This is a genomic window from Kitasatospora gansuensis (assembly GCF_014203705.1).
GTDB classification, from domain to species: domain Bacteria; phylum Actinomycetota; class Actinomycetes; order Streptomycetales; family Streptomycetaceae; genus Kitasatospora; species Kitasatospora gansuensis.
This window is the reverse complement of record NZ_JACHJR010000001.1, coordinates 7224162-7249047: the sequence shown is the minus strand read 5'-3', so window position 1 is coordinate 7249047 and position 24886 is coordinate 7224162. Positions and strand designations below refer to the sequence as shown.

Here is a 24886-nt window from a genome sequence, read left to right as displayed (position 1 = left end):
AAGAGGTTGCAATTTGTTCAGTTGTGTGCGACTCCGATTGAGGACGGTAGCCGGGAAGTGAGGCCCCGTCAACACCCTGGCCGGGATACACATCCGATGTCTTCTATGCAGCCCCGTCCCTCCGGATCCGACACTCTATGGTTTCAGCGAGATTTCGACTGCCCTCTAGACATGACACGTCTGCTGATGATTAATACATCCGATGACACATGAGTGAAATGCACGCCGAGCTGTTCACCTGCGTGCTGTCCTGCGGACAGTCAGGAGAAGACCTTTGTCACAGTCGATCACTCGCCGACGAGTGCTTGTCGGCCTGGCGGCCATGACGGCCGCCGCAGCCATCACTCCCGCACTGGCGATCCCCGCCTACGCCGCCGCTCCCCAGCCGCTCCCGCTCCCCCCGCTGCGGATTCCCAAGCTCGACATGGGTGTCGAGCAGCAGTCCGACGACAAGATCGAGTGGTTGCAGGACGCCAAGCTCGGCATGTTCATCCACTGGGGTGTCTACTCCGGCCCGGCCAAGGGCGAGTGGTACATGGAGAACTCCGCCGTCACTCCGGAGGACTACCGGAAGTACGTCACCGACGCCACCGGCGAGCAGTTCACCGCCGGCGCCTACAACCCGGCCGACTGGGCCCAACTGGCCAAGGACATGGGCGCCAGGTACACGGTGCTCACGGCCCGCCACCACGAGGGCTTCGCGCTGTGGCCGTCCACCCACCCGAACGCCTGGCACGCCGGGCAGGCCCCGCCCCAGAAGGACTTCGTCGGCCAGTACGTCACCGCCGTACGCGACGCCGGGCTGAAGGTGGGCCTGTACATCTCGCCGCTGAGCTGGCGCTACCCGGGCTACTACGACGTCACCGGCACCAACTGCCTGCCCAACAAGTGGGGTTACACCACGGATCCCGCGCACAAAGAGAATGCGCGGATCATGAAGAACGAGTTGTACCAGCAGGTCAGGGAACTGGTCACCCGGTACGGCAAGATCGACGACCTGTGGTGGGACGGCGGCTGGCTCGGCCAGCAGGGCTCCGACGCGTCCGCCGCGTTCTTCTGGGAGCCGGGCAGGTTTCGCGACCCGGCGAACCAGTGGCCGGTGGACCCCGCCTACAGCGAGACCGATCCCGCCACCGGTAAGCCGCTCGGCCTGACCGGGCTGGTGCGCAAGCACCAGCCGGACATCGTCACCACCCTGCGTTCGGGCTGGATCGGCGACTACACCAGCGAAGAGGGCCCCTCCGTGCCCTCCGGCGCGATCCGCTCCGGACACGTCGCGGAGAAGTGCTTCACCATCGGCGGTGCCTGGGGCTACAAGGCCGGCGCGAGCGTGATGGGCTTCGGCACGGCCATGAACATCCTGGTCAATGCCTGGGTGCGGAACATGACCTGCCTGGTCAACGTCGGCCCGGACCGTACCGGTGTGGTCCCCACCGCCCAGGCCGACCTGGTGCGCCGGATCGGTTCCTTCATGACCACCTGCGGCGAGGCCGTCTACGGCACCACCGGCGGCCCCTGGCAACCGCTCGACGGCAAGTACGGCTACACCTACCGGGGCAGCACCTTCTACATCCACCTGCTGCCCGGCTACGGCGGCACCTCCCTCACCACCCCCTCGATCGGGGACGCCCAGGTCACCCGGGTCCACGACGTGGCCTCGGGCACCGACCTGCCGTACTCGGTCGGCGCGGACGGCAAGGTGACCGTCACCGGCATCAACCGGACCCGCGTCCCCGAGGACAGCGTGGTGGGCGTGACCCTGGACCGGACCGTGCAACCGGCCGACATCGCCGCGGGCAGGACCGCCACCGCCGGCAGCGAGGAGACCTCCAAGGGCAACACCGCAGCCAAGGCCGTCGACGGCTCCACCGCCAGCCGCTGGTGCGCCGACAACGCCAACGCCGGCAACTGGCTCAAGGTCGACCTGGGAACGGCCAAACCGGTCACCGGTGCGCGCATCGCCTGGGAGCTGGACGCCACCAACTACCGCTACCGCATCGAGGGTTCCACCGACAACGCCACCTGGACCATGCTCGCCGACCGTACCGACACCACGAGCACCAGCCAGGTGCAGACCGTCGTACTCGGTGCCCAGGTCCGCTACATACGGGTCACGGTCACCGGACTGCCCACCGGCGTCTGGGCGTCCATCCGCAACCTGGAGATCTACGACCGGCCCTTCACCGCGGACCTGGGCACCTTCCGACTGGTGAACCGCAAGAGCGGCAAGGTCATGGACGTCAGCGACGCCTCCAGCGCCGACGGAGCCGCCATCATCCAGTGGCCCTCGACAGGCGGTACCAACCAGCAGTGGAAACTGCTGCCGAACAGCGACGGCTCCTACCGGCTGGTCAACGTCCGCAGCGCCCGGCTCCTGGAGAGCCCGGACAACTCCCTCAAGGGCGCGCCCCTGGACCAGTCGGCCGACGACGGCGGCGACAACCAGTGCTGGAAGCTGGTCCCCTCCCGGACCAGCGGCTACCACCGGCTCGTCAACGTCCGTAACGGGTGGTGCGCCGACGTCAAGGACGCCGCCACCACGGACGGTGTCCAGGTCATCCAGTGGCCCACCACCGACGGGGCGAACCAGGACTGGCAGCTCGTCGCCCTGTGACGGCGTTCCGGCGAGGGGACCCGTGCCGCTTCGGACCGCGGGGAGCCCGGCCCGGCCACCGACCGACAGCGCCGACCCGCACACCTACGACACCGGCAGCAATGCCTTCTTCAGGGATGTGAACCCATGTACAGCGTGAGTCCTCGGGACCGCCGGAGATTCCGGCCGGGCGCTCTGGCCGCCGTGGCCGTGGCCGTCGCCTCGCTCCTGGCGGGTGTCGTCGGCCCGGCCGCACCCGCCCGGGCGGCGGAGATCACCGACGGCCTTGCTCTCTGGTACAGACTCGACGCCACCTCCGGCACCGTGGCGGCGGACGCCTCGGGCCACGGCAGGGACGGCACCGTCAACGGCGCCGCGCGCTGGTCGGGTGCCGGCGAAGGGCTCACGTTCAACGGCTCGGACACCTACATCAAGGTGCCGGACAACATCATGAGCGGCCTGAACTCGGTCACCGTCGCGATGGACGTGCAGATCGACGCCACCCAGACCACGCCGTACTTCGTCTACGGCTTCGGCAACACCACCAATGGCAGTGGCAACGGGTATCTGTTCACCACGGGCGACTCGTTCCGGACCGGCATCGCTTCCGGGGACTGGAACACCGAGCAGAACACCCGGACCTCCGCCGCGCTGCCGCGTTCGGTCTGGAAGCACGTCACCTACACCCAGACCGGCACCACCGGCGTCCTCTACCAGGACGGCGTGGAGGTGGCCCGCAACACGTCGCTCACCATCACCCCCGGCGCCATCGGGTCCGGCACCACCACGGCCAACTACATCGGCAAGTCGCTCTACACCGGCGACAAGCTCTTCAAGGGCAGGATCCGTGACTTCCGCGTCTACGACCGCGCACTGGCGCCCAGCGAGGTCGTCGTACTCAGCGGGAACACCACGGGCGTCACCACGGCCACCCATCCCGCGCTGAAGATCGGCGCCATCATCGACGACGCCAACAGCAGGATCACCCTCCCACTGGCCGAGGGCAGTGAACTCACCGCGCTCGCCCCGCAGTTCACCCTCGTCAACGGCGCGTCCATCAGCCCGGCCTCCGGCACTCCGCGCGACTTCACCAAGCCGCTCACGTACGAGGTGACCGGCTCCGACGGCGGGAAGCGCACCTGGACGGTCGAGGCGCTGATCATGAAGAGCCCGGTCCTGCCGGGGCTCACCGCCGACCCTGACATCGTCCGGTTCGGCGACACCTACTACCTCTATCCGACCACGGACGGCTTCGCGGGCTGGAGCGGCACGCAGTTCAAGGCGTACTCCTCCAGGGACCTGGTCCACTGGACGGACCACGGCGTCATCCTCGACCTCGGACCCGACGTCAGCTGGGCCGACACCCGGGCCTGGGCCCCGACCATGACCGAGAAGAACGGGAAGTACTACTTCTACTACTCCGCCGACACGAACATCGGCGTCGCGGTCTCCGACTCGCCCACCGGCCCGTTCAAGGACCCGCTCGGCAGGCCCCTGATCGCCCGCGGCGCCTATACCGGCCAGATGATCGACCCGGCGGTCTTCACCGACGACGACGGGAAGCAGTACCTCTACTGGGGCAACGGCCGGGCGTACGTGGTCCCGCTGAACGACGACATGGTCTCCTTCGACGCCTCCAAGGTCACCAGCGTCACCCCCAGCGGCTTCACCGAGGGCAGCTTCGTCGTCAAGCGCAAGGGCACCTACTACTTCATGTGGTCGGAGGGCGACACCCGCGACGAGAACTACCGGGTCGCCTACGCCACCGGCTCCTCGCCCACCGGTCCCTGGACCAACCGGGGCGTGCTCCTGGAGAAGGACCTCGCCCTCGGCATCAAGGGCCCCGGCCACCACTCCGTGGTGCAGGTGCCGAACACCGACGACTGGTACATCGCCTACCACCGCTTCGCCATTCCCGGCGGTGACGGCACCCACCGCGAAACGACCATCGACAAGCTGGAGTTCGACTCCGGCGGGCTGATCAAGAAGGTCGTCCCCGCCCTGGGCAGCATCGCCCCGCTCCCCACTCTGCCGACGAACACCACCCGCTCGCTCCAGTCGGTCAACTTCACCGGCCGCTACGCCGCCGTCCGCTCCGACAGCCTCGGCTACCTCGACCCGGTGACCTCCGCCGGCACCACGGCGGTCAAGCAGAGCGCCACCTTCACCGTCGTCCCCGGCCTGGCCGACTCCAGCTGCTACTCGTTCCGCGACTCGTCCGGCCGCTATCTGCGCCACCAGGACTACCGGATCCGCTTCGACGCGAGCAACGGCTCGACGACCTTCAACAGTGACGCCACCTTCTGCGCCCGACCGGGTTCGGCCACCGGCTCGGTCAGCCTGGAGTCCTACAACTACCCCGGCCGCTACCTCCGCCACTACAACTACGAGCTGCGCATCGACCCGTACCAGGACGACGCCACCTTCCGCGCCGACAGTTCCTTCAGGGCGGTCAGCCCGTGGGCTTGATCGCATCCACGCCGCCCGGCGTCGGGGTGTCCCCAGCACACCGCTCCACGAAGCTCTCGATGTTCCGACGGTGCTTCCCGCAAGACGGCTTCGACAGTACGGTCACGCGCATCGCCCACAACCGCCGAGGCTCCCCCGTGTCCGCACGCTATTTCGAGGACTACGCACCCGGCCACGGCTGTGCCGCGCCGCGCGCGGTCCTGGACTCCGACGACAGTTCCTGGGACGCCCTCCGGGTCCCCTCGCACTGGCAGCTGCACGGCTACGGCCGGCCGATCTACCTCAACATCGCCTACCCGATCCCGCTCGACCCGCCCTTCGTCCCGGACGAGAACGAGACCGGGGACTACCGCAGGACCTTCGACCTGCCCGCCGACTGGACGGGTGCGCCGGCCGTGCTGCGCTTCGAGGGCGTGGACTCCTGCGCCCCGGTCTGGCTCAACGGCCGCCGGCTGGGCGTCACTTACGGCAGTCGCCTGCCGACCGAGTTCGACGTGGGCGAGCTGCTGCGGCCCGGCCGCAACGTGCTGGCGGTCCGGGTGCACCAGTTCTCCGCGGGCACCTACCTGGAGGACCAGGACACCTGGCGCCTGTCAGGCATCTTCCGCGACGTGTCCCTGCTGGCCCGCCCTGCCGGCGGCATCCGGGACGTCTTCGTGCACGCCGACTACGACGCGGACACCGGCGCGGGCCGGCTCCGGGTGGTGACCGACGCCCACGCGCCGGTGCGGATCGACATCCCGGCCCTCGGGATCCACGACCAGTCGGCCGACGGCGAGTTCGCCTTCTCTTCGGTACGGCCCTGGAGCGCGGAGGACCCACAGCTCTACGAGGCGTACCTGGCCACCGCCGGCGAGCGGATCCGGATCGGGTTCCGCAGCATCGCCGTCGACGAGGCCGGGGTACTTCGGGTCAACGGCCGCCGGGTGGTGCTGCGCGGCGTGAACCGGCACGAGTTCGACCCCGATCACGGCCGGACGCTCTCGCTCGAAGTCATGCGCCGCGACGTCGAATTGATGAAGCAACACAACATCAACGCCGTACGCACCGCGCACTCTTCGGGCCATGTCCGAGTGGGTCCGGCGGCGTGACCCGTCCCGCCCGATCCACTACGAGGGTGACCGGCTCGGCGAGTACACCGACGTGCACGCCGAGATGTACCGGCCGCCCGCCGCCGTCGCCCGGATCGGCCGGGGAGAGCTGCGGCCGGGCGAGGTCAACTACCCGCCCCCGGCCGGCTCCGGCGATCCGGCGGACGACCCGCGCAACCGCAGGCCCTTCCTGCTCACCGAGTTCGCCCACGCCATGGGCAACGGGCCCGGCGGGCTCGCCGAGTACCTGCAACTCTGCGACGAGTACCCACGCGTGCAGGGCGGCTACGTCTGGGAGTGGTTGGACCAGGGACTGCGCACCCGGGACGCCGAGGGACGCCAGTTCTTCGGCTACGGCGGCGACTTCGGCGAAGACCTGCACGACGGCAACTTCATCTGCGACGGACTGGTCCTTCCCGACCGCACTCCCTCCCCCGGTCTCCTGGAGTACGCGAAGGTGAGCGCCACCTCCTGCTCGGCCCCGGCCGCTTCGACCGGACCACCGGAGCTCTGCTCGGCATCGGCGAACTCGCCCTCCGCGGACCGCGGTTGGGCCTGTGGCGCGCGCCCACCGACAACGACGGCGGCTGGCACCAGCGCGACGCCGCCTACTGGAAGGCCCGCGGTCTGGACCGGCTGCGGCACCGTACGCTCTCCGTCGCCCCGGACGTGGCGGGCATGACCGTCGTCGCCCGCAGCGCCGCCGCCGCGGGCAACTCCGGCTACCTCACCACCTACCGCTGGGACAGCGACGGTGACAGCCTGCGCCTGCGGGTGCACACCGAACCCGTCGGCCACTGGCCGGAGCGGGGGGACGACTTCCAGGACACCATGGTGGACCCGACCCTCCCGCCGGAGGAGTACCGGGAACAGGTCCGCAGGAACGGGTCACGCTCACTGGCCCGCATCGGGCTCGACTGAGAGATTCCCACCGACCGGTCGCGGGTCGAGCGGTTCGGCGCCGGCCCGGGCGAGGCGTACCCCGACTCCCGCCAGGCGGTTCGCGTCGGACGCTTCCGTGCCACCGTGGACGAGCTTCAGACGCCCTACGTGCGCCCCCAGGAGAACAGCAACCGCGCGGACACCCGCTGGGCCACCTTCACCGACCCGGCCGGGAACGGAATGCGCATCGCGGGCGAGGAGCCGTTCCACTTCTCCGCACGCCGCTGGACCGACCAGCAGCTCGACGCCGCACGGCACCACACCGAACTGGTCCCTGGCCCGGTGATCCACCTCCACACCGACCACCGCGTCCAGGGCCTCGGCACCGCCGCCGTGGGACCCGGTGTCCTGCCTCGGTACCGGCTCGAACTCGGGCCGGCGGACTTGGCGTTCATCCTGACTCCCCTGCACCGGAGCTGAGGTCACCGAGCGGCCCGCCGCACCGGAGTGCCTGGTGCGGCGGGCCGCTTCACGCTCCGTTGGCCGGCCCCCGGTGGGTTCAGAACAGGCCGTTGGAGTGCGGCAGCTCGGCCGGGACCGGCGCGATGACGTCCCAATGCTCGACGATCTTGCCGTCGGCGACACGGAACAGGTCCCAGTACGCCACCGGCACCCCGAACTCGCCCTCGGACTGCAGCAGGACCAGGTCGCCTTCCGCGACGACCTTGTGCACCGTCTTGTAGACCAGGTTCTTGCCCTGCTCGCCCCACTTCGCGGCGGCGGCGCCGAAGCCGTCCAGGCCGTCGGCAGCCTCCGCGTTGTGCTGGAGGTAGGTCTCGGTGGAGATGAAGTCGGTCAGCACCGAGTAGTCGGCACCCTTGAGGACCCGCTCCGCGAACTCCAGGACCAGGGCCCGGTTGGCCTCGGTCCGGTCCAGGTCACGCGGCGCGCCCTGCCCGTCGGTCTGCGAGCGGCCGGAAGCGGTCTTCGCCACGACCGGGGTGAGGGCGTCCCAGTGCTCGGCCAGCTTGCCGTCGGCGTCGACGCGGAACAGGTCGAAGGCCACCAGCGGGTCCGGTCCGAAGCCGTAGTAGGTGCCGTGCAGGGCGACCAGGTCGCCGTCCGCGATCACCCGGGCGCCCTCGTAGCGGAAACCGTCGGGCAGACCGGCCACCAGGTCGCGCAGGGCCTGAGGGCCGTCGGCGGCCAGTGAGCTGTGCTGGCGGTAGTCGGCCGCGACCCAGCGGTCCACCGCGGCAGGGTCCTTCTTGCCGAACAGCTCATCGGCGGCCTGCAGAACCAGTTCCTTGTTGCCCATGACACGTCCCTTCCGATGCGGAGGCGGAGCCGTCCCCGCCAGTCGCACCTCCACCTTCGGCCAGGGGGTGCCGCTGCCGCGAGGTAGGATCCGAAAGCATCATGGTCAAAACCGAGCATCCGGGCGAAGGCACGCGCGTCGCCGAGTACGGCTTCCACAACCCCGACCGCGCCCCGCTGGGCATCGAAGTGACCAGCATTGCCCATCTGGCCAGCAAACTCTCCCGGCAAGCGCTGCTCGGTGTGCACCGCACCGATTTCCATCAGATCATCCTGATCACTGCGGGCGAAGCCACCACCATGGTCGATTTCCAAGAACACCCCTCACCCCTGGGCACCCTGCTGCACGTGGCCCCCGGCCGAGTACTGCGCCTGCCCCGACCCATCCAGCCGGCCCAGCCGATCCAGGCGACCATCGTGCTGTTCACCCCCGCCTTCCTGCCGCCCCTGGAAGCCGCCCGCACCCTGCTCAGCCCCTTCAGCCCCGCCGTCCGGAATCTCGCACCACACGAGAACACCTCACTCACCGCCGCCCTGGACGAACTGGCCGCCGAGTACCGAAGCGCCGTGGACGAGCCGGGCAGCGCGGCCACCGTGGAACTCCTGCGCCACCTACTCGCCGCACTCGTGCTCCGCATCGCCAGACTCCCCACCCCGGACGGCAGCCGGCCCGGCCCCGCCACCATCGGAAGCGACACCTTCTTGCGCTTCCGGCACGAACTCGAACACTCCTTCGCCACCACCCGCAGCGCCGCCGCCTACGCCGCCCGCGTCGGCTACTCCCTGCCCACCCTCAACCGCGCCTGCCAAGCCGCCACCGGCCGCAACGCCAAAGCCCTCATCGACGCCCGCGTCGCCCTGGAGGCCGGCCGCCTCCTGGCCCACACCGACCTGCCCGTCGCCACCATCGGCCGCCGCCTCGGCTTCACCGAACCCACCAACTTCGGCAAGTTCTTCACCCGGGAGACCGGCCTGCCCCCCGGCACCTTCCGCGCACACCAACACCCCTGTGGCGCGGCCTCGCCACCAGATACGACAAGACCGCCGGCTCCTGCCAAGCAGCCGTAGCCTTCGCCTCACCACTCATGTGGACATGATCCGCTTTTGCGACACGACCTAGACCTTGCGGAGCATGTTTCGGAGTGGTCCCGCCGTACGGGAAGGCGACCAGCAGCCTGGCGGGACCTCCTCCCCCGCCGGTTGGCTTCCCGAGGATCCGTCAGCCGTCGCTGGCGGCCGTCCACTTCTGGTTCGAGCCGCCGGAGCAACCCCAGAGCTGGACGGTTGATCCGTTCGCCGTGCCGACATCGGTGACATCGAGGCAGAGACCGGAGAGGTCGTTGGTGATACTGCCATCCGGATGGAAGGTCCATTTCTGGCTGCTGGTGCTGTTGCAGCCCCAGGTGATGACCTTGGTGCCGTTGGCGGTGCCGTCGCTGCTCGCTCCAAGGCACTTGCCTCCGATCTACAACTCGCGGCCCGCCGAGTACACGTAGTACTGGTTGGCGTTGTACGGGCCGTAGTCCCCGCGCGGGAACGGAACCCAAGGATCGATCATGACACCGCGCGGACTCTAGGTGATGGCGGCGTCGGCCACGGACGCCCAAGTGCCGTTGGAGGCGGGATTCTTGGTACCGGTGACGGTGACCTTGAGCGTGTGGGTCACCGTCGGATCGAGGCCGTTGGCGGTGAAGACCGGTGCGGTCACGCCCTGGCTGGAGTTGCGGTACAGATCCACGGAGGTCGCCGCACCGCCGTCGACCGAGACCGTCACAACGCCCTGGCCGTTGTAGACGATGGAGTCCAGCGTCACACCGCTTCCCTTGAAGGTCAGGGTGGCGGTGGCGCCGACGGTGGCGGACCAGGTGTTGCCGCCGCCACTGGACCAGGACCCGGAGTACTGCCACTGGCCGACGGCGCTGTACGGGATGGTCTGCGGCGTCCCGACGACAGCGTAGGCGACCGAGGCCCAAGTTCCGCTGGAGGCGGGATTCTTGGTACCGGTGACGGTGACCTTGAGCGTGTGGGTCACCGTCGGATCGAGGCCGTTGGCGGTGAAGACCGGTGCGGTCACGCCCTGGCTGGAGTTGCGGTACAGATCCACGGAGGTCGCCGCACCGCCGTCGACCGAGACCGTCACAACGCCCTGGCTGTCGTAGGCGATGGAGTCCAGTGCCACGTAGCTTCCCTTGAAGGTCAGGGTGGCGGTGGCGCCGACGGCGGCGGACCAGGTGTTGCCGCCACCGCTGGACCAGGACCCGGAGTACTGCCACTGGCCGACGGCGCTGTAGGGCACGGTCACCGTCTGTGCTGTGCCACCCGGCAGCGGCGCGACCGTCAGGTTGGCGAACTGGCTGCCGACGGTGTACCCGCCGGTGAAGAGTGCGACCTTGCCGGCGCTGTACGCGGTGTCGGTGACCGTGCTGACCGTCGTGCCGTCGACGGCAGCCGTGATGGTCGCACCACTGAACCCCAGCGCGAGGTGGTGCCAGGTACCCGGTCCTGCTGCGCTCGGCATCGTGCCGCTCGCCAGCGTCAGCTTGTTGTCCGCGAAGTCGGAACGGGTGACCGACCACGCGCCGCTGTCGCTCAACGAGAACCAGTAGCCCTTCACGTGGGTCGGGTCTTCTCCCGCGTTCCACTGCTCCCCTGCGCTCTGCTGACGGCCCGCGATGCCTACTGATCCGGCGGCCTTGTTCATCACGTCGGCCGAGACCTGGTAGTTGGTCCAGTTGCCGTTGCCACCTGCGGTGTAGGGACGCGTGTCGCCGTTGAAGTAGCCCCATTCCAGCGGCCGGGCAGGCGTCTCCTGCTGGACGCATCGCCCGGAGCGCCCCACGCACGGCTGCACGTCGAACGCGCCCTCCATCGTGCCGAGATAGCGGGGCTGGCTGCCGAACGCTTCCGAAGTGAAGTCGTCGCTGTACGGCAGCGGCAGCTCAGCCGCCGCCGGGCTGGAAGCCGTCCCCTTGCCCTGGCCGGTCGTGGTGGTGAAGGAGTAGACCCGGTCCGGTTGCAGGGTCACCGTGACCTTCCCCGAGCCGTCCGGGGTGACATCCGGATTCCGGACGAACCAGGTGGACGGATCACTCGACGCCAGGTTGGTGGACCAGACATGGACCGTGCCTGTCGACAGTCCACCTCCCACGTTGAACGTCACGGTCTGCGGGCCGGAAGCCCTCGTGGTCTCGATGACCGTGGACCAGTCGTGGTTGTCGGGCGACTTCAGGGACACATAGCTGCCCTGCGTGTAGGACGATCCGCCCAGGTATCCGGAGCCGCTGTCGAGGTAGCGCCAGCCCGGCTGCGCGAACTGGGTGGTATGGGCCATCGCCCAGGTCGACAGACCCACGTCATAGGCACCCGACCAGGGCTGGTCCGCCCTGATCAGCCCCTGTCCCACGAAGGAGACATCGGGATAGGCGCTCGCCACGATCGGCCAGTTGATGTTCGCGACCATCCGGCCCTGGAGGTAGACCAGGTTGTTCGTGCGGGCCATCGGTGCTCCGCCGGCTTGGTGGTCCAGCGTTCCGTTCTCGCTGGCCCACAGCGGCAGCCCGAGCCCCTTGGCCGTCGGCGTGCTGGTGCACTGGGTGTAGGAACTGGAGCCGCTGTACGGGGAGCACGGGTAGTGGTTGCCGACCACTGCCGTGGCCGCCTTGAACGCCGGGTTGCTCGCCAGTCCGTCCGCGGTCGACCATCCGGAGTCGTTCGCGTCGGCGGCCACCACCTGCACGCTGCCGTAGCCATTGTTGTCGAGGGCGCTGCGCAGCTGGGGGAACCAGTTGGCGTCGTAACCGTGCTCGTTCCAGCCACCGATGTAACTGATCGTCAAGCCGTGCTGCTTCGCGCATCCCAGCCAGTCCAGGACGTACCGGATCCCGTTGGCGTTGTAGAAGCTCGAACCGACCCATGCGGGAGCGGACCAGGTGAGCCCGTACAGCTTGATGCCGGGGTTGCGCTGAACTGCTTGCCGGCCCAGCCAGAACTCGTACCCCGCACTGCAGTTGATATTGCCCTCGACCTCCTCGAAGGACGGCTCCGCGCCCGAGGTCGAGTTGCCCGAGCCGCCCGTTTCCAGTTTGAGGATCTGCACCTGCGCCCCGTATCCGGGCTTGAACAGGTAGTCCAGAATCTGGCTCTGCTGGGCTGGGGGATAGTCCGCCAGCAGGCGACTGTTCCCCCCGCCTCCGCTGATCGCGCCGTCGCCGTCGAAGGTCAGTCCCGGCGACGATCCATTCACCGCGATGGTGGTCGCCGAGGCGGCGACCGCGTGCGTCGCGGGCACTCCGACCGACAGCGCGGCCACCAGGGCCGTGACGGCCGCAGCGACCGGCAGGCGGCGCCCTGCCCAACTGGGCCATGGGATTCCTGACATCTACGTCCTCCTGAGACGCGCATTCGCATCCGGGCATCTGCTCACCGATGAGCGCGGGTGCGTGGCGCGGGGGTTGGGTCTGCTGGGTCGCACCCGCGGCTCGGGCACGGGGTCACTGCGGCGTCAGCCGAAGGTCAGTCGCTGGTTGGATCCGCCGTGACAGTCCCTGATCCCCGGGTGCGTACCGTCCGCGGTGGACCATCCCGGCACGTCAAGGCACTTGCCGACGCCCACGGCGTGCACCGGGTGGTGTTGCGGGGCGGTCCTGGGTCTTGGTGCCAGGCGTCGGGCCGACATGATGGCGACCCTCACTCGCAGGTGTGGCCGCGACCGGCCATGCGACACGCCCCGACCTCGTCACCTTGGCTAACGCAACCAATCAAGATGACGCAGAATCAAACACAAGACCCAGGGAACCGCTTCAGAACAGCACTGTCAAGGGTCTCGACGGTCCCCCGGCAGTACGACGCACCTGAGGCCATGAACGCGCATACGAGCCAATACATCCTATGTATGCCATGCCTCTTGACCGACTGATTCGATCAGGGCAAGCTCTTTCACGGTCCGGGCGAACCGGACACGGCTGCACTGTGCGGGTCGCCAGGCAGCCCTTCACGGGATTCATCCCATGTATCGATTTCCACCAGTGCTGACATCATCAGCGATGTGTCTCGCCGACACGCATTGCAGCGCGACAGGCGGAATCGAACATAAGGCAACACGCGCAGAACAGACGAGGGGCGTCGACGAGCGCCCTCACCGCCGGCACCGCGCTTTCCCCTGGTCGCTCCGTACGGCCGGGCGAAACCAGCTCCATGGCAGCTACCGATCCATAGGACGTCCAAGCGGATTCGGGCGTCCCCACGAAGGGTTCCGCTATGACCATCAGCAGGCGCGTGTTCCTTTCGAGTGCCGCCGGTGTGGTCGCCGCCGTGGCGGCGGATCTCACTCTCGGTACGACGAGGGCGCTGGCGGCCCCCTCGTCGTACTCGCCCACGTGGGCGTCGGTGGACCAGCACCCGCCGGCGCCGGAGTGGTTCCAGGACGCGAAGTTCGGGATCTACTTCCACTGGGGTGCCTTCAGCGTCCCGGCGTACGACAACGAGTGGTACCCGCGGAACATGTACATCCCGGGCCTGGGCGCCAACAGCCACCACGTCGCCACCTACGGCGACCCCTCGGTGTGGCCGTACAACAACTTCCTCGACGGAGCCCGCGACAAGGCGGGCAACTGGGTGCAGTTCGCGCCCAAGCTGGTCTCCCAAGGGGGAAGATTCGACCCGGACGCCTGGGCGCAGCTGTTCGTGAACGCGGGCGCGAAGTTCGCCGGACCGGTGTCCGAACACCACGACGGGTTCTCGATGTGGAACAGCTCGGCCAACGAGTGGAACTCCGTCCAGCACGGGCCGCGTCTGGACCTGCTGGCACTTTTCCGCGACGCCATCCGGGGCAAGGGCCTGAAGCTTCTCGTGGCCATGCACCACGCGTTCAACTTCAACGGCTTCTACGACCACGTGCCCGCCCAGCCGACCGCCGGCCTGAAGAAGCTGTACGGGCAGCTCGGCACCGCCGCGGAGAACCAGCTGTGGTTCGACAAGCTCAAGGAGGTCGTGGACCTGGCGCAGCCGGACATCCTCTGGGAGGACTTCGACCTGAGCCTGGTCGACGAGAGTCAGCGGCTGAACTTCCTCTCCTACTACTACAACCAGGCCATCTCCTGGGGCAGAGAAGTCGTGGCCACCTACAAGGACGGCTACAACAACAACGGCGAGATGTTCGACTACGAACGCGGCGGACCGGCCGACATCACCAGCCCGTACTGGCTGACCGACGACAGCGTCAGCGACTCCAGCTGGTGCTACACCGTCGGCATCGGCTACTACTCCACCGCCCAGATGCTGCACGCGCTGATCGACCGGATCAGCAAGAACGGCAACATGCTGCTCAACATCGCCCCGATGGCCGACGGCACCATCCCCCAGGGCCAGCAGGACGTCCTGCTGGGACTCGGCGACCATCTCAAGCGGTTCGGCGAATCCCTGTACGCCACCCGCGCCTGGACCGTCCACGGCGAAGGCCCGACCAAGATGGGCGGAGGCTCCTTCACCGCCCCTGTGGCCGGAACGAACAGGGACTTCCGGTTCACCCGCGACAAGGCCGACACCGTCCTGTACGCAACGGTCCTGGGCTGGCCCGGCAACTCCACGACGATCACCACCCTGGCGAGCGGACGCATCGACCTCGGATCACTGACGTCCGTGCGGTTGCTGAACAGCAACAGCGGCACGTACATCGACCTGCCCACCCCCACGCAGAGCAGCGACGGCCTGCACATCAGCCTTCCGTCGGCCTCGGCGCCGTTCAACGCCCTCGCGTACGTGCTGAAGTTCACCTTCTCCGGCCAGATTCCCGTGCTCGGCGGCAACGGCGTCGCCACCGCGTACAGCGATGTCTCGTACGCGGGCACGGCAGCGAAGCTCGGGCTGGGCAGCTACACGGCCGCGCAACTGCAGAGCGCCGGCCTTGCGGCGCGCACGATCTCCTCCCTCCGGATACCCGCCGGTTACCAGGTGATCGGCTACTCGGGAGACAACTTCTCCGGCACGGCCTGGACCTTCCCCACCGACAACGCCGACCTGCGCGACACCGGCAACAACGACGCCGTCACCTCGCTCAAGGTGCTCTTCGACCCTGCCAAGTACTTCCGCCTCACCAACGTCACCGACGGCTTGACGCTGGACAGCGGCGGCAACGTCGCCTCAGGCAGCAACCTCAAGCAGTGGACCTGGGACGGCAGCCCGAACCTCCAGTGGCAGGCCGTCGATCTGGGCAACGGCTACTACCGTCTGGTCAACCGCACCAACGGCATGGCCGCCGACGGCTGGGGCGCCACCGCCAACGGGGCGCCGGCCCAGCAGGCCCCCTGGAACGGCGGCACCAACCAGCAGTGGCAGATCACCGACCGCGGCAACGGCCGGTACACCATCGCCAACCGCACCACCGGCCTCGTCCTCGACGGCGGCGGCCAGGTCACCTCCGGCTCCGCCACCAAGCAATGGGCCTGGACCGGCAGCACCAACCTCCTGTGGACCTTCACCGTCCAGTGACCTGCCGGCCTCCGGCCGTCCGCCGTCCCCGTACGCGGAGAAGGGATCAGCGCCAACACACCGTCAGCCGCCATGCGTTCGAGCAGTTAGGAACAGAGATGAAACGAGCACAGGAGCCGACCCGATCCAGCCCCCACGCGGGTCCACCGCACCGTCGGGCGAACGTGTGGGCCCGCATCGGGGCCGCAGCCGTGCTCGTCACCGGTGCACTGGTCGGCGCCACGACGACGGTCGGCACGGCACAGGCGGCGGGTTCGCTTCCGTGTGACCTGTACGCCGCGGGCGGCACGCCCTGTGTAGCCGCGCACAGCACGACGCGCATGCTGTACTCCTCGTACAACGGGCCGCTGTACCAAGTTCAGCGTGCCTCGGACAACGCCATCCGGGACATCGGCGTCCTGTCCACGGGCGGATACGCCGACGCGGCCGCGCAGGACTCGTTCTGCGCGGGTACGAGGTGCGAGATCAGCGTCATCTACGACCAGTCGGGCCGCGGCAACCACCTCACCAGGGCTCCGCTCGGTACGTTCAACGGCCCGGGCCCCGGCGGATCCGACGCCCTCGCGGACGCCACCGCCGCCCCGATCACCGTCGCCGGCCACAAGGCCTACGGCGTCTTCGTCAGTCCTGGCACCGGCTACCGCAACAACCACACCAACGGGATCGCCATCGGCGACCAACCCGAGGGCATGTACGCCATCTTCGACGGCACCCACTACAACAGCGGCTGCTGCTTCGACTACGGCAACGCCGAGACCACCAACCACGACGACGGCAACGGCACCATGGAGGCGATCTACTTCGGCAGCATCCGGGCCTGGGGCACCGGCGCCGGGAGCGGCCCGTGGATCATGGCCGACATGGAGAACGGCCTGTTCTCGGGGGTGAACCCGGGCTACAACGCCAACGACCCGACGATCAGCCACCGGTTCACCACCGCGATCGTCAAGGGGGAGTCCAACCACTGGGCGATCCGCGGCGGCGACGCTCGGTCCGGCGGCCTGTCGACCTTCTACGACGGCGTACGCCCCAACGCCGCCGGCTACCACCCGATGAAGAAGCAGGGCGCTGTCCTCCTCGGCATCGGTGGCGACAACAGCAACAGCTCCGCCGGCACCTTCTACGAAGGCGTCATGACCGCCGGCTACCCCTCGAACGCCACCGAGGACGCCGTCCAGTCCAACATCACCTCCGTCGGCTACGCCGCCTCCGCCACCGGAGCGAACAAGGGTGAGTTGCACGCGGTGGGCGCGGGCAAGTGTCTTGACGTGCCGGGATGGTCCACCGCGGGGGGCACCCAACTGCAGACCTGGGACTGCAACGACGGGGCGAACCAGATCTTCACGCACACGTCATCGAACGAGTTGACGGTTTACTCGGGCTCCTCGCAGCTGTGTCTGGACGCCGCCGGCTACGGGAACTCCGCGGGCACCCGGGTCCAGACCTACGCGTGCAACGGGCAGGCCAACCAGCAGTGGAAGGTCAACTCCGACGGCACCATCACCGGAGCCGCATCCGGGCTCTGCCTGGACGTCAAGGATGCCTCCACCGCCAGCGGCGCCCTCGTCCAGCTGTGGACCTGCAACACCGGCAGCAACCAGAAGTGGACCCTGGGCTGATCCCACGGCGTTCAGCAAGGACAAGCGCGGTGGTACCGCTCTCCGGACCAGGAGGCGGCACCACCCGTGACGGGCAGCGGCGGCTACCCGTGCCTACTCCCCGTGGTCCGGCCACCGATCCCAGGACCTGCCGCCGTGGAGGCGGCCTTTCACTGCCACCGACCAGCTATCCGCATCCGGCGCTGACAACGCCGGAAAGCGATCCCCCAACCTCGCAAGGAGACTTCGTGAACAGCACGACGTGGGGCCTGCTTCGCCACCGGCAACGACCTGGCAACGGTGGCTCGGCGAATGCTCCCGCCGGCCCGGGGCCCCGGCACAGCCGCGTCCGTACCGCCCGGCGCCTGATCGCCGGCTCGGCGGCCCTGGCGCTGCTCGGGCTGCTGACCAGCGGCACGGCCCAGGCCGCGTCCACGACGGAGGCCGCCCCGGCGGCGGCCTCGGGCACCAGCCAGTTCCGTGGAGTGAACTGGGCAGATCCCAGGGACAACTTCATCACCGGCCCGAATATCCCCGTCGGCCTGTCGGAGTCGGACGACTACGCCACCGTGTACTCGAAGTCCATGGCCGTCCTCAAGGGCTTCCAGAAGACGGGGGCCAACACCGTCCGGATGGGATTCAACGCGGCGACCACCTCGGGAGCCTGGTGGGGCAGTTACACCGCGACGCTGGACGCCGCCACCGCGCTGGGCATGAAGGTCGTCGTTGCGCCGTGGCTGCAGAACGGGAAGGTCGGCGACACCGCGTCCTTCTACCGGATGTGGGACACGATGATCAACAAGTACGGCGCGAAGAGCAATTTCTACTTCGACATCATGAACGAGCCCTGGGCCTACAGCGCCACCGAGCTGACCGACTTCGAAGCCGACTGGCTGACGCACTACCCCGGCCTCCCCCGTGACCACGTGATCGTCCCCGGCCTGTGGGGCGACGCGAGTCTGTGCGGTGTCGGCGCCGACTCCCGGCTGTCCGGCACCCTGCTGTCCATCCACACCTACAGCATGTTCGGCGTCTCACACAGCACCGAGGCCGACTGGGTCAAGGAGTTCACCGGCAATCTGTGCGGCTACGCCGACCGCGCCATCGTGACCGAGTTCGGCGTCCCGATGAACACCGGCGTCGACTACAGCGGCCCCAAGGATGGCAACAACAACATCTCCTTCCTCTACGCCGTCACCGACACCGCACGCAGCCTCGGCATCGGTACCGTCCTGTGGACCGGCGTCAAGGAATCCGGCCAGACCCAGGGCCCCGGGCCCTGCGACAACGCCTCCTGCGCCATCACCTCCCTGAACGGCAGTGGCACCAACCTGTCCGTGACCGTCACCAACCAATCCGGCCTCGACCGCCTCCAGTGGGGCTGGGGCACCGGCACCAATCCCGGAGGCGGCAGCGGCACGGGCAACGTACTGCGCGGCGTCGGCTCCAACCGCTGCCTGGACGTGCCCGGCGCGAGCACCGCCAACGGCACCCAGACCCAGATCTGGGACTGCAACAGCGGCACCAACCAGCAGTGGAACCCCACTCCTGCCAAGGAACTACGGATCTACGGCAACAAGTGCCTGGACGCCGACGGCTTCGGCACCTCTCCCGGTACCAAGGTGGCCATCTGGGACTGCACCGGCGGCGTCAACCAGCAGTGGAACCTCAACAGCGACGGCACCGTCACCGGCGTCCAGTCCGGTCTGTGCCTGGACGTCAAGGCTGCCTCCACCGCCAACGGCGCCCCCGTCCAGCTCTGGACCTGCAACGGCGGCACCAACCAGAAATGGAGCCGGCAGTAACGAGCAAGAAGTCGTGCCGGGGGCTCGGTGGAGCCCCCGGCACGACTGTGGGCTGGACCGACCCGCGCCTGCGGCCAGCGCGTTGCAGACGTCGGACTCCGACCACGCGTGTCCGCCCCGGGCATCTCCAGCACCTTGTCGCTGCAGACGGCGCGTGCGCGCCTGCCGCGTCCGCTCGCGATGGGGTATGTCTCGTTCAAGCGCTGCTCCTGGTTTCGGCCGCTTGGTGGATCGCTCGTCAGTTGCCGCTGCTCCGCGAAAGGTTGCCGCCCGGGCGTCCTCCGCCGGAGCCGCCACTCCAGCGAGCCGAACCGGTCGCCTCGCCAAGATCTGTTGCTGCGGCACTACTTGACGGCACGCCAAGACGGACTTACGTTCGTCGCCGGCGCCCTGGGCGACGACGAACTGCCGGGCGCCGGGGACGGGCCGAGGCGGTCGTCGGTCGCATTCGCCATTCCAGCACGGGTAACCAGCCCTTCGCCGGGACGCGAATGTTAGCGCTAACAATCCCGGATCCCCCCCCACCGAGAGGCCACCATGCAGCAGCACAGTCCGTCGTCACGTCGGCGATGGTTCGTACAAGTGGCCATGGCCGTCGCGGCCGTGCTCGCCGCGGTCCCGACGGCGCCGCAACCGGCCTCCGCCGCAGTCCTGACGGTGCCTCAGGCGGCGTCAGCCACGGCGGTGACGGACATCAACGGGTTCGTTGCCGGCAACGCCGCGATCGCGTCGGTCGACCTGGCCGGGCGCTGGAACTTCACACCGAAGGGCCGCTCGGCGACGTCGATCAACGTGCCGGGTGGCGGCTGGTACAAGCAGGGCTTCACCGACGTGAACGAGGCGACGTACTCGCGCACCGTGACCGTGCCGAACTCGGGGCAGCCGCAGTCGGTGTGGATCGAGTTCGGCGCGGTGAACCATGAGGCGACGCTGTCGGTCGACGGGCAGGTGGTCGCCACCCGGACCACCTCCTTCACGCAGTCGAACTTCGACATCTCCGCCTTCGCCGCCCCAGGCACCACCCACACGATCAGCGTGAACGTCAAGGGCCGCTACGCCCTGAAGAACGCGAGTGGGAATCAGACCCTGGTCCCCGACGCCGCCAACTGGTCCGAGGCGATCCCGCAGGGCATCTACCGCTCGGCGTTCCTGCGCGTGTACCCGGCGGTGCACGTGAGTGACGCGTTCGTCCGCACCTCCGTTGCCAACCAGACCCTCACCTACGACGTGTCCGTGACGAACACCTCCGGCAGCTCGCGGTCGGTGACGCTGACCGGCGCGCTCGCCTCGGACGGCGGTGGGTCGTTCAGCTACCCGGCGCTGCCCGGCCGCACGGTCACCGTGGCCGCCCACTCGACCGCCAAGGTGACGGTCGGCCCGGTGGCGTGGAACCTCGGCTCCTCCTCGTACTGGTGGCCGAACGTGCCCTACCGCGCCGGGTACCGCGCCCAGCTGCACAAGCTGTCGGTGCACGCGACCACCGACGACGGCCGCACCAGCGACGCCGGCTACCGGTTCGGGTTCCGGGACACCACCCAGAACGGCGAGTACTACTACGTCAACGGCGTCCGGATGAACTTCCGCGGTGACAGCCTGCAGGGCGCGGACTACGACCGGATCGACAACGGCGGCAAGGGCGACGCCTACGACACGCTCCCCGGCTTCCTCCCGCCGTCCGCGGGCAACGGCGGCTGGCCGCAGGCGGTCGACAACTACCAGCGGCTCAACTACAACGTGGTCCGCATCCACCAGGAGCCTGGCAGCCCGTACATGCTCGACGTGGCGGACGAGATGGGCCTGATGGTCATCGACGAGACCGCCATCCGCGGCACCTGCAGCTGCCAGGACTTCGTCGCCGGGCACGACAACATGGTCGACCACGCCAAGGCGCTGACCCTGCGCGACCGCAACCACCCCGCGATCGTCCGCTGGAGCCAGAGCAACGAGAACGACATCAGCAGCTTCGACTCCGAGTCCTTCGAGAAGGACCTCTACGCGGCGATGAACGGCAACGACGGCACCCGGCCGGTCAGCGTCGACACCGCCTGGAACACCAACCCGTACCCCAACATGCTGAACGGCAACTTCGCCGTCTTCTCGCACTACATCGACGGCATCGGCAAGTACGGCGAGCGGCGCGCCGACCTGGCCGGCCGGCCCGACGGTGAGGGCGAGTACGTCTGGGACAAGTCCAACACCAAGCAGGGCTTCGAGTGGTTCGCCACCACGACGGTTGCCAAGCGCGCCAAGGACGCCAGCGACCTGCGCCCCTACACCCTGCTGTCCGGCTGGGCCGGCTTCGTGCCCGGCGTGAAGAGCACCGACTTCGTACCCGAGGAGGGCGGTCACCCCGTCTACGGCGAGGACAACCTGTCCGCCCCGTGGAGCAACCCGCAGATCCAGCGGATCCAGGCCGCTTTCAACCCGATCGCCGCTGTCGACCTGCCCTACTGGTCGGCCTCCGGCGAGTCGGACAGCGACGGCAACTTCCCGCTCCCGCAGGCGGTGGACTCCTACTCCTACAACAGCACCGTCACCCGGAACATCACCGTCTTCAACGACGACTTCAGCGGCACTTCCATCGGCTTGAACTGGACGGCGCGGCTCGACCGGCCCGACGGCGCGGTCATCGCGTCCGGAAGCGCACCCCTCACCATCCCGCTCGGCTCCCGGGTCACCCAGCCGATCTCGTTCACCGCTCCGGCCGGCGGCTCCCGGGTGTACCTGGTGCTGTCGACCACGAAGTCGGGCAGCACCACGTTCACCGACTCGGTCGAGTACCTCAACCTGGGCAGCGGCAGCGCGGCGACCTCCGTGGACGACGCCGCCACCGCCGTTACCTACAACGGCAGTTGGAGTCACGCGACCGGCGAGAGCGGCCCGTACGCCGGCACGAACTCCTACAGTGACACCACGGGCGACACGTCGACGCTGAGCTTCGTCGGCACCGGCGTCACACTGCGCGCCGTGACCGCGCCGAGCCACGGCATCGTGGGCGTCTCCGTCGACGGCGGGGCCGAGGCGCTGGTCGACCTCTACTCCGCGGCGCGCGCCGGCGACGTCCCGGTGTGGACCAGCCCTCGGCTGGCGTCCGCCACGCACACCGTCCGGGTGCGCGTCACCGGTACCCAGCGGGCCGCTGCCACGCACGACTGGGGCACCGTCGACCGCTTCGAGATCGCCAACCAGCCCGTGGTGGGCACGAACTACCGCCTCGTCAACCGCTTCAGCGGCAAGTCGCTCGCCGTGGCCGGCGGGGCGACCACGGACGGCGCGCCGATCGTCCAGAGGGCGGACGGCGGCGCCTGGACCATCGACGCGGCCCCCGCGGGTGCGTACACCCTGCGATACACCGGCAGCGGCAAGGCGCTGGATGTCGACGGCTACTCCCAGACCGTCGGGCTCCCGCTCCAGCAGTGGACCTCCAGCGGCGGCACCAATCAGCAGTGGTACCTGCGACCCACCGGCGACGGGTACTTCACCATCGTCAGCCACGACAGCGGGCTGGTGGCGGACGTGTACAACTGGGACGCCGGCGACAACGCCAAGGTCGTGCAGTACACCTCCGGCAGCGGCGCCAACCAGCAGTGGCAGCTGGTACCGGCGTGATCCGTTCCCAACCGTCACCCGGATCCTGACGGCTGTCGGCGCGGTCAGCGACCGGCAAGGGCGAGCCGGGAGAACCAGTCGATGGTCATCGCCAGCCCCTTGTCGAAGTCGACGACCGGCTGCCAGCCCAGCACCGACCGGGCCAGCGCGATGTCCGGGCGGCGCAGCGTGGGATCGTCGCCGGGCCGCTCGACGAACTCGACCGGCGAGTCCGAGGAGCACAACTCCCGGATGTACTGCGCCAGTTCCAGCACGCTGAGCTCGACCGGGTTGCCGATGTTGATCGGCCCCTGGTGCCGGCCGGCGGCCGCGGCCAGGATGCCGCTCACGGTGTCGTCGACGTAGCAGATCGACCTGGTCTGCGCGCCGTCGCCGGCCACCGTGAGCGGCTGCCCGGCCAGTGCCTGGGTGATGAAGGTCGGCACCGCCCGCCCGTCGGTGGGCCGCATCCGCGGACCGTACGTGTTGAAGAGCCGGACGATCACCGTGTCCACCCCCAGGGCGGTCCGGTAGGCCGTGGTCAGCGCCTCCGCGTAGCGCTTGGCCTCGTCGTACTGGCTGCGCGGGCCGATCGGGTTGACGTTGCCCCAGTAGGACTCGGTCTGGGGGTGGACCAGCGGGTCGCCGTAGACCTCGGAGGTGGAGGTCAGCAGGAAGCGGGCGCCTTTTCGGCGCGCCAGTTCCAGCGCGTTCAGGGTGCCGTGGGCACCGGCTCTGAGCGTCTCGATCGGGTGCCTCGCGTAGTCGTGCGGCGAGGCCGGCGAGGCGAGGTGGAGGACCAGGTCGACCGGTCCCTCGACGTCGAACTCCTCGGAGACGTCGCTGCGGTCCAGGACGAACCCGGGGTCGTCGGCCCGGGCGGCCAGGTTGTCGACCGAGCCGGTCAGCAGGTTGTCGATACAGACGACCGAGACGCCCTCCTCCCGCAGCCGGTCGCACAGGTGCGAGCCGACGAAGCCCGCCCCTCCGGTGACCACCGCTCGGCGCACGGTCCGGTCCATCTGGTTCTCCTCTTCCGTCGCACCGCGCGTCATGGTCAGGACTCCCGCAGCGAGCGGCCGGTCCTGGCGAGGAACACGTCGTCCAGGGTCGGGCGGTGCAGCTCGATGGTGGCCAGTTCGATCCCGGCGTCGGCCAGGGCCCGCATGATCTGTGGCATCGCCGTCTCGCCGGCGTCCACCGCGAGGCGCAGCACGCCGTCCTTCCGGACCTCGGCCGAGCGCACGCACGCCTGCCCGGCCAGCACCTCACCCGCCTTCTCCGCAACCGCGACCGAGGCGTCGGCCACCCCGACGGTGACCACCTCGCCCGCGATCGAGCGCTTGAGCGCGGCTGGGGTGCCCTCGGCCACGATGCCACCGCCGTCGATGATGGCGATCCGGTCGCAGAGCGCGTCGGCCTCGTCCAGGTAATGGGTGGTCAGGAAGACGGTCATGCCCTCGCCGCGCAGCCGCCGGACCTCGTCCCACACGTGCGCGCGGCTCTGCGGGTCGAGACCCGAGGTGGGTTCGTCGAGGAAGAGCACCTTGGGCCGGTGGATCACGCCGAGGGCGATGTCCACCCGGCGGCGCTGGCCGCCGGAGTAGGTGCGGCAGTTGCGGTCGGCGTACCCGGTGAGGTCGAAGGAGTCGAGGGCGGCGACCGCCCGGCTCCGGGCCTCGGCCTTGCCGATGCCGTGCATCCGGGCCTGCAGCACCAGTTCCTCACGGGCCGTCACATCGTCCCAGGTGCCACCGCCCTGGGCGATGTAGCCGATGTTCCGGCGCACCTCGGCCTGCCGGGTGCGCAGGTCGGCGCCGGCGATGACGGCGTCGCCGCCGTCCGGCGGGAGCAAGGTGGCGAGCATCCGGAGCGTGGTCGTCTTGCCCGCGCCGTTGGGGCCGAGGAACCCGAAGATCTCACCCTGGGCCACGGTGAGGTCCAGGCCCGCCACCGCGTCCACGGTGGCGGCGTTCCGGCCGCGCCCGGTCCGGAAGGACTTCCGCAGTCCGCTGGTCTCGATCATCGGCAGGTCCTTGTCATCAGTCATCAGTCGTC

At 68.9% G+C, this 24886-nt stretch carries 13 protein-coding genes and 3 pseudogenes; 11 read left to right on the top strand and 5 right to left on the bottom strand.

The window, feature by feature from the left end:
* Positions 1–322 precede the first annotated feature (322 nt).
* The 6 genes and pseudogenes from F4556_RS32680 to F4556_RS39590 all read left to right on the top strand — a co-directional run bounded on the left by F4556_RS32680 (position 323) and on the right by F4556_RS39590 (position 7515).
* Positions 323–2614, top strand: coding sequence for an alpha-L-fucosidase (locus F4556_RS32680; RefSeq protein WP_246511148.1), 2292 nt, complete (start codon positions 323–325; stop codon positions 2612–2614).
* Between the two features lie 177 nt (positions 2615–2791).
* Positions 2792–4615, top strand: a pseudogene (locus tag F4556_RS32675) (family 43 glycosylhydrolase); the annotation flags it as partial.
* Positions 4595–5062, top strand: a complete 468-nt coding sequence (locus F4556_RS39900) for an AbfB domain-containing protein (protein ID WP_246511939.1) — start codon at positions 4595–4597, stop codon at positions 5060–5062. The pseudogene F4556_RS32675 and the gene F4556_RS39900, both read left to right, overlap by 21 nt.
* 137 nt (positions 5063–5199) lie before the next feature.
* Positions 5200–6153 (top strand): glycoside hydrolase family 2 protein, encoded by a 954-nt coding sequence (locus F4556_RS39600; RefSeq protein ID WP_313068967.1) that lies wholly within the window; start codon positions 5200–5202, stop codon positions 6151–6153.
* Positions 6128–6553, top strand: a pseudogene (locus F4556_RS39595) (glycoside hydrolase family 2 TIM barrel-domain containing protein); the annotation flags it as partial. The gene F4556_RS39600 and the pseudogene F4556_RS39595, both read left to right, overlap by 26 nt.
* A pseudogene (locus tag F4556_RS39590) lies at positions 6451–7515 on the top strand (beta-galactosidase small subunit). The pseudogenes F4556_RS39595 and F4556_RS39590, both read left to right, overlap by 103 nt.
* A gap of 79 nt (positions 7516–7594) precedes the next feature.
* Here F4556_RS39590 and F4556_RS32665 read toward each other — a convergent pair.
* Positions 7595–8353: a nuclear transport factor 2 family protein gene (locus F4556_RS32665; protein ID WP_184922613.1), complete on the bottom strand. Its 759-nt coding sequence runs from the start codon at positions 8351–8353 to the stop codon at positions 7595–7597.
* 101 nt (positions 8354–8454) lie between these two features.
* On the opposite strand from F4556_RS32665, the gene F4556_RS32660 reads away from it, so the two are divergent.
* Positions 8455–9420, top strand: a complete 966-nt coding sequence (locus tag F4556_RS32660) for an AraC family transcriptional regulator (RefSeq protein ID WP_184922611.1) — start codon at positions 8455–8457, stop codon at positions 9418–9420.
* Between the two features lie 151 nt (positions 9421–9571).
* Here F4556_RS32660 and F4556_RS32655 read toward each other — a convergent pair whose 3' ends face one another.
* Positions 9572–9817, bottom strand: coding sequence for an RICIN domain-containing protein (locus tag F4556_RS32655; RefSeq protein ID WP_184925569.1), 246 nt, complete (start codon positions 9815–9817; stop codon positions 9572–9574).
* Positions 9818–9925: 108 nt separating this feature from the next.
* Positions 9926–12730 carry a galactocerebrosidase gene (locus tag F4556_RS39240; protein WP_184922609.1) on the bottom strand — a complete coding sequence of 935 codons (2805 nt, stop codon included), beginning with the start codon at positions 12728–12730 and terminating at the stop codon, positions 9926–9928.
* An 878-nt stretch (positions 12731–13608) separates the two neighbouring features.
* Between F4556_RS39240 and F4556_RS32645 the strand changes: the two genes are divergently transcribed.
* From F4556_RS32645 to F4556_RS32630, 4 genes are all read left to right on the top strand, one after another.
* The gene (locus tag F4556_RS32645) at positions 13609–15837 is read left to right on the top strand and encodes an alpha-L-fucosidase (RefSeq protein ID WP_184922607.1); all 2229 of its coding nucleotides are present in this window, start codon (positions 13609–13611) and stop codon (positions 15835–15837) included.
* Between the two features lie 98 nt (positions 15838–15935).
* On the top strand, positions 15936–17456 hold the full coding sequence (locus F4556_RS32640) for an arabinofuranosidase catalytic domain-containing protein (protein ID WP_184922605.1): 1521 nt from the start codon (positions 15936–15938) through the stop codon (positions 17454–17456).
* A 227-nt stretch (positions 17457–17683) separates the two neighbouring features.
* Positions 17684–19240 carry an RICIN domain-containing protein gene (locus F4556_RS32635; protein ID WP_184922603.1) on the top strand — a complete coding sequence of 519 codons (1557 nt, stop codon included), beginning with the start codon at positions 17684–17686 and terminating at the stop codon, positions 19238–19240.
* A 588-nt stretch (positions 19241–19828) separates the two neighbouring features.
* On the top strand, positions 19829–22849 hold the full coding sequence (locus tag F4556_RS32630) for an RICIN domain-containing protein (RefSeq protein WP_246511938.1): 3021 nt from the start codon (positions 19829–19831) through the stop codon (positions 22847–22849).
* Positions 22850–22893: 44 nt separating this feature from the next.
* On the opposite strand, the gene F4556_RS32625 is transcribed toward F4556_RS32630, so the two are convergent.
* Together F4556_RS32625 and F4556_RS32620 are read right to left on the bottom strand one after the other, a co-directional pair.
* Positions 22894–23850: an NAD-dependent epimerase/dehydratase family protein gene (locus F4556_RS32625; RefSeq protein WP_184922599.1), complete on the bottom strand. Its 957-nt coding sequence runs from the start codon at positions 23848–23850 to the stop codon at positions 22894–22896.
* 35 nt (positions 23851–23885) lie between these two features.
* On the bottom strand, positions 23886–24878 hold the full coding sequence (locus F4556_RS32620) for an ATP-binding cassette domain-containing protein (RefSeq protein ID WP_313068964.1): 993 nt from the start codon (positions 24876–24878) through the stop codon (positions 23886–23888).
* Between the last annotated feature and the right edge of the window lie 8 nt (positions 24879–24886).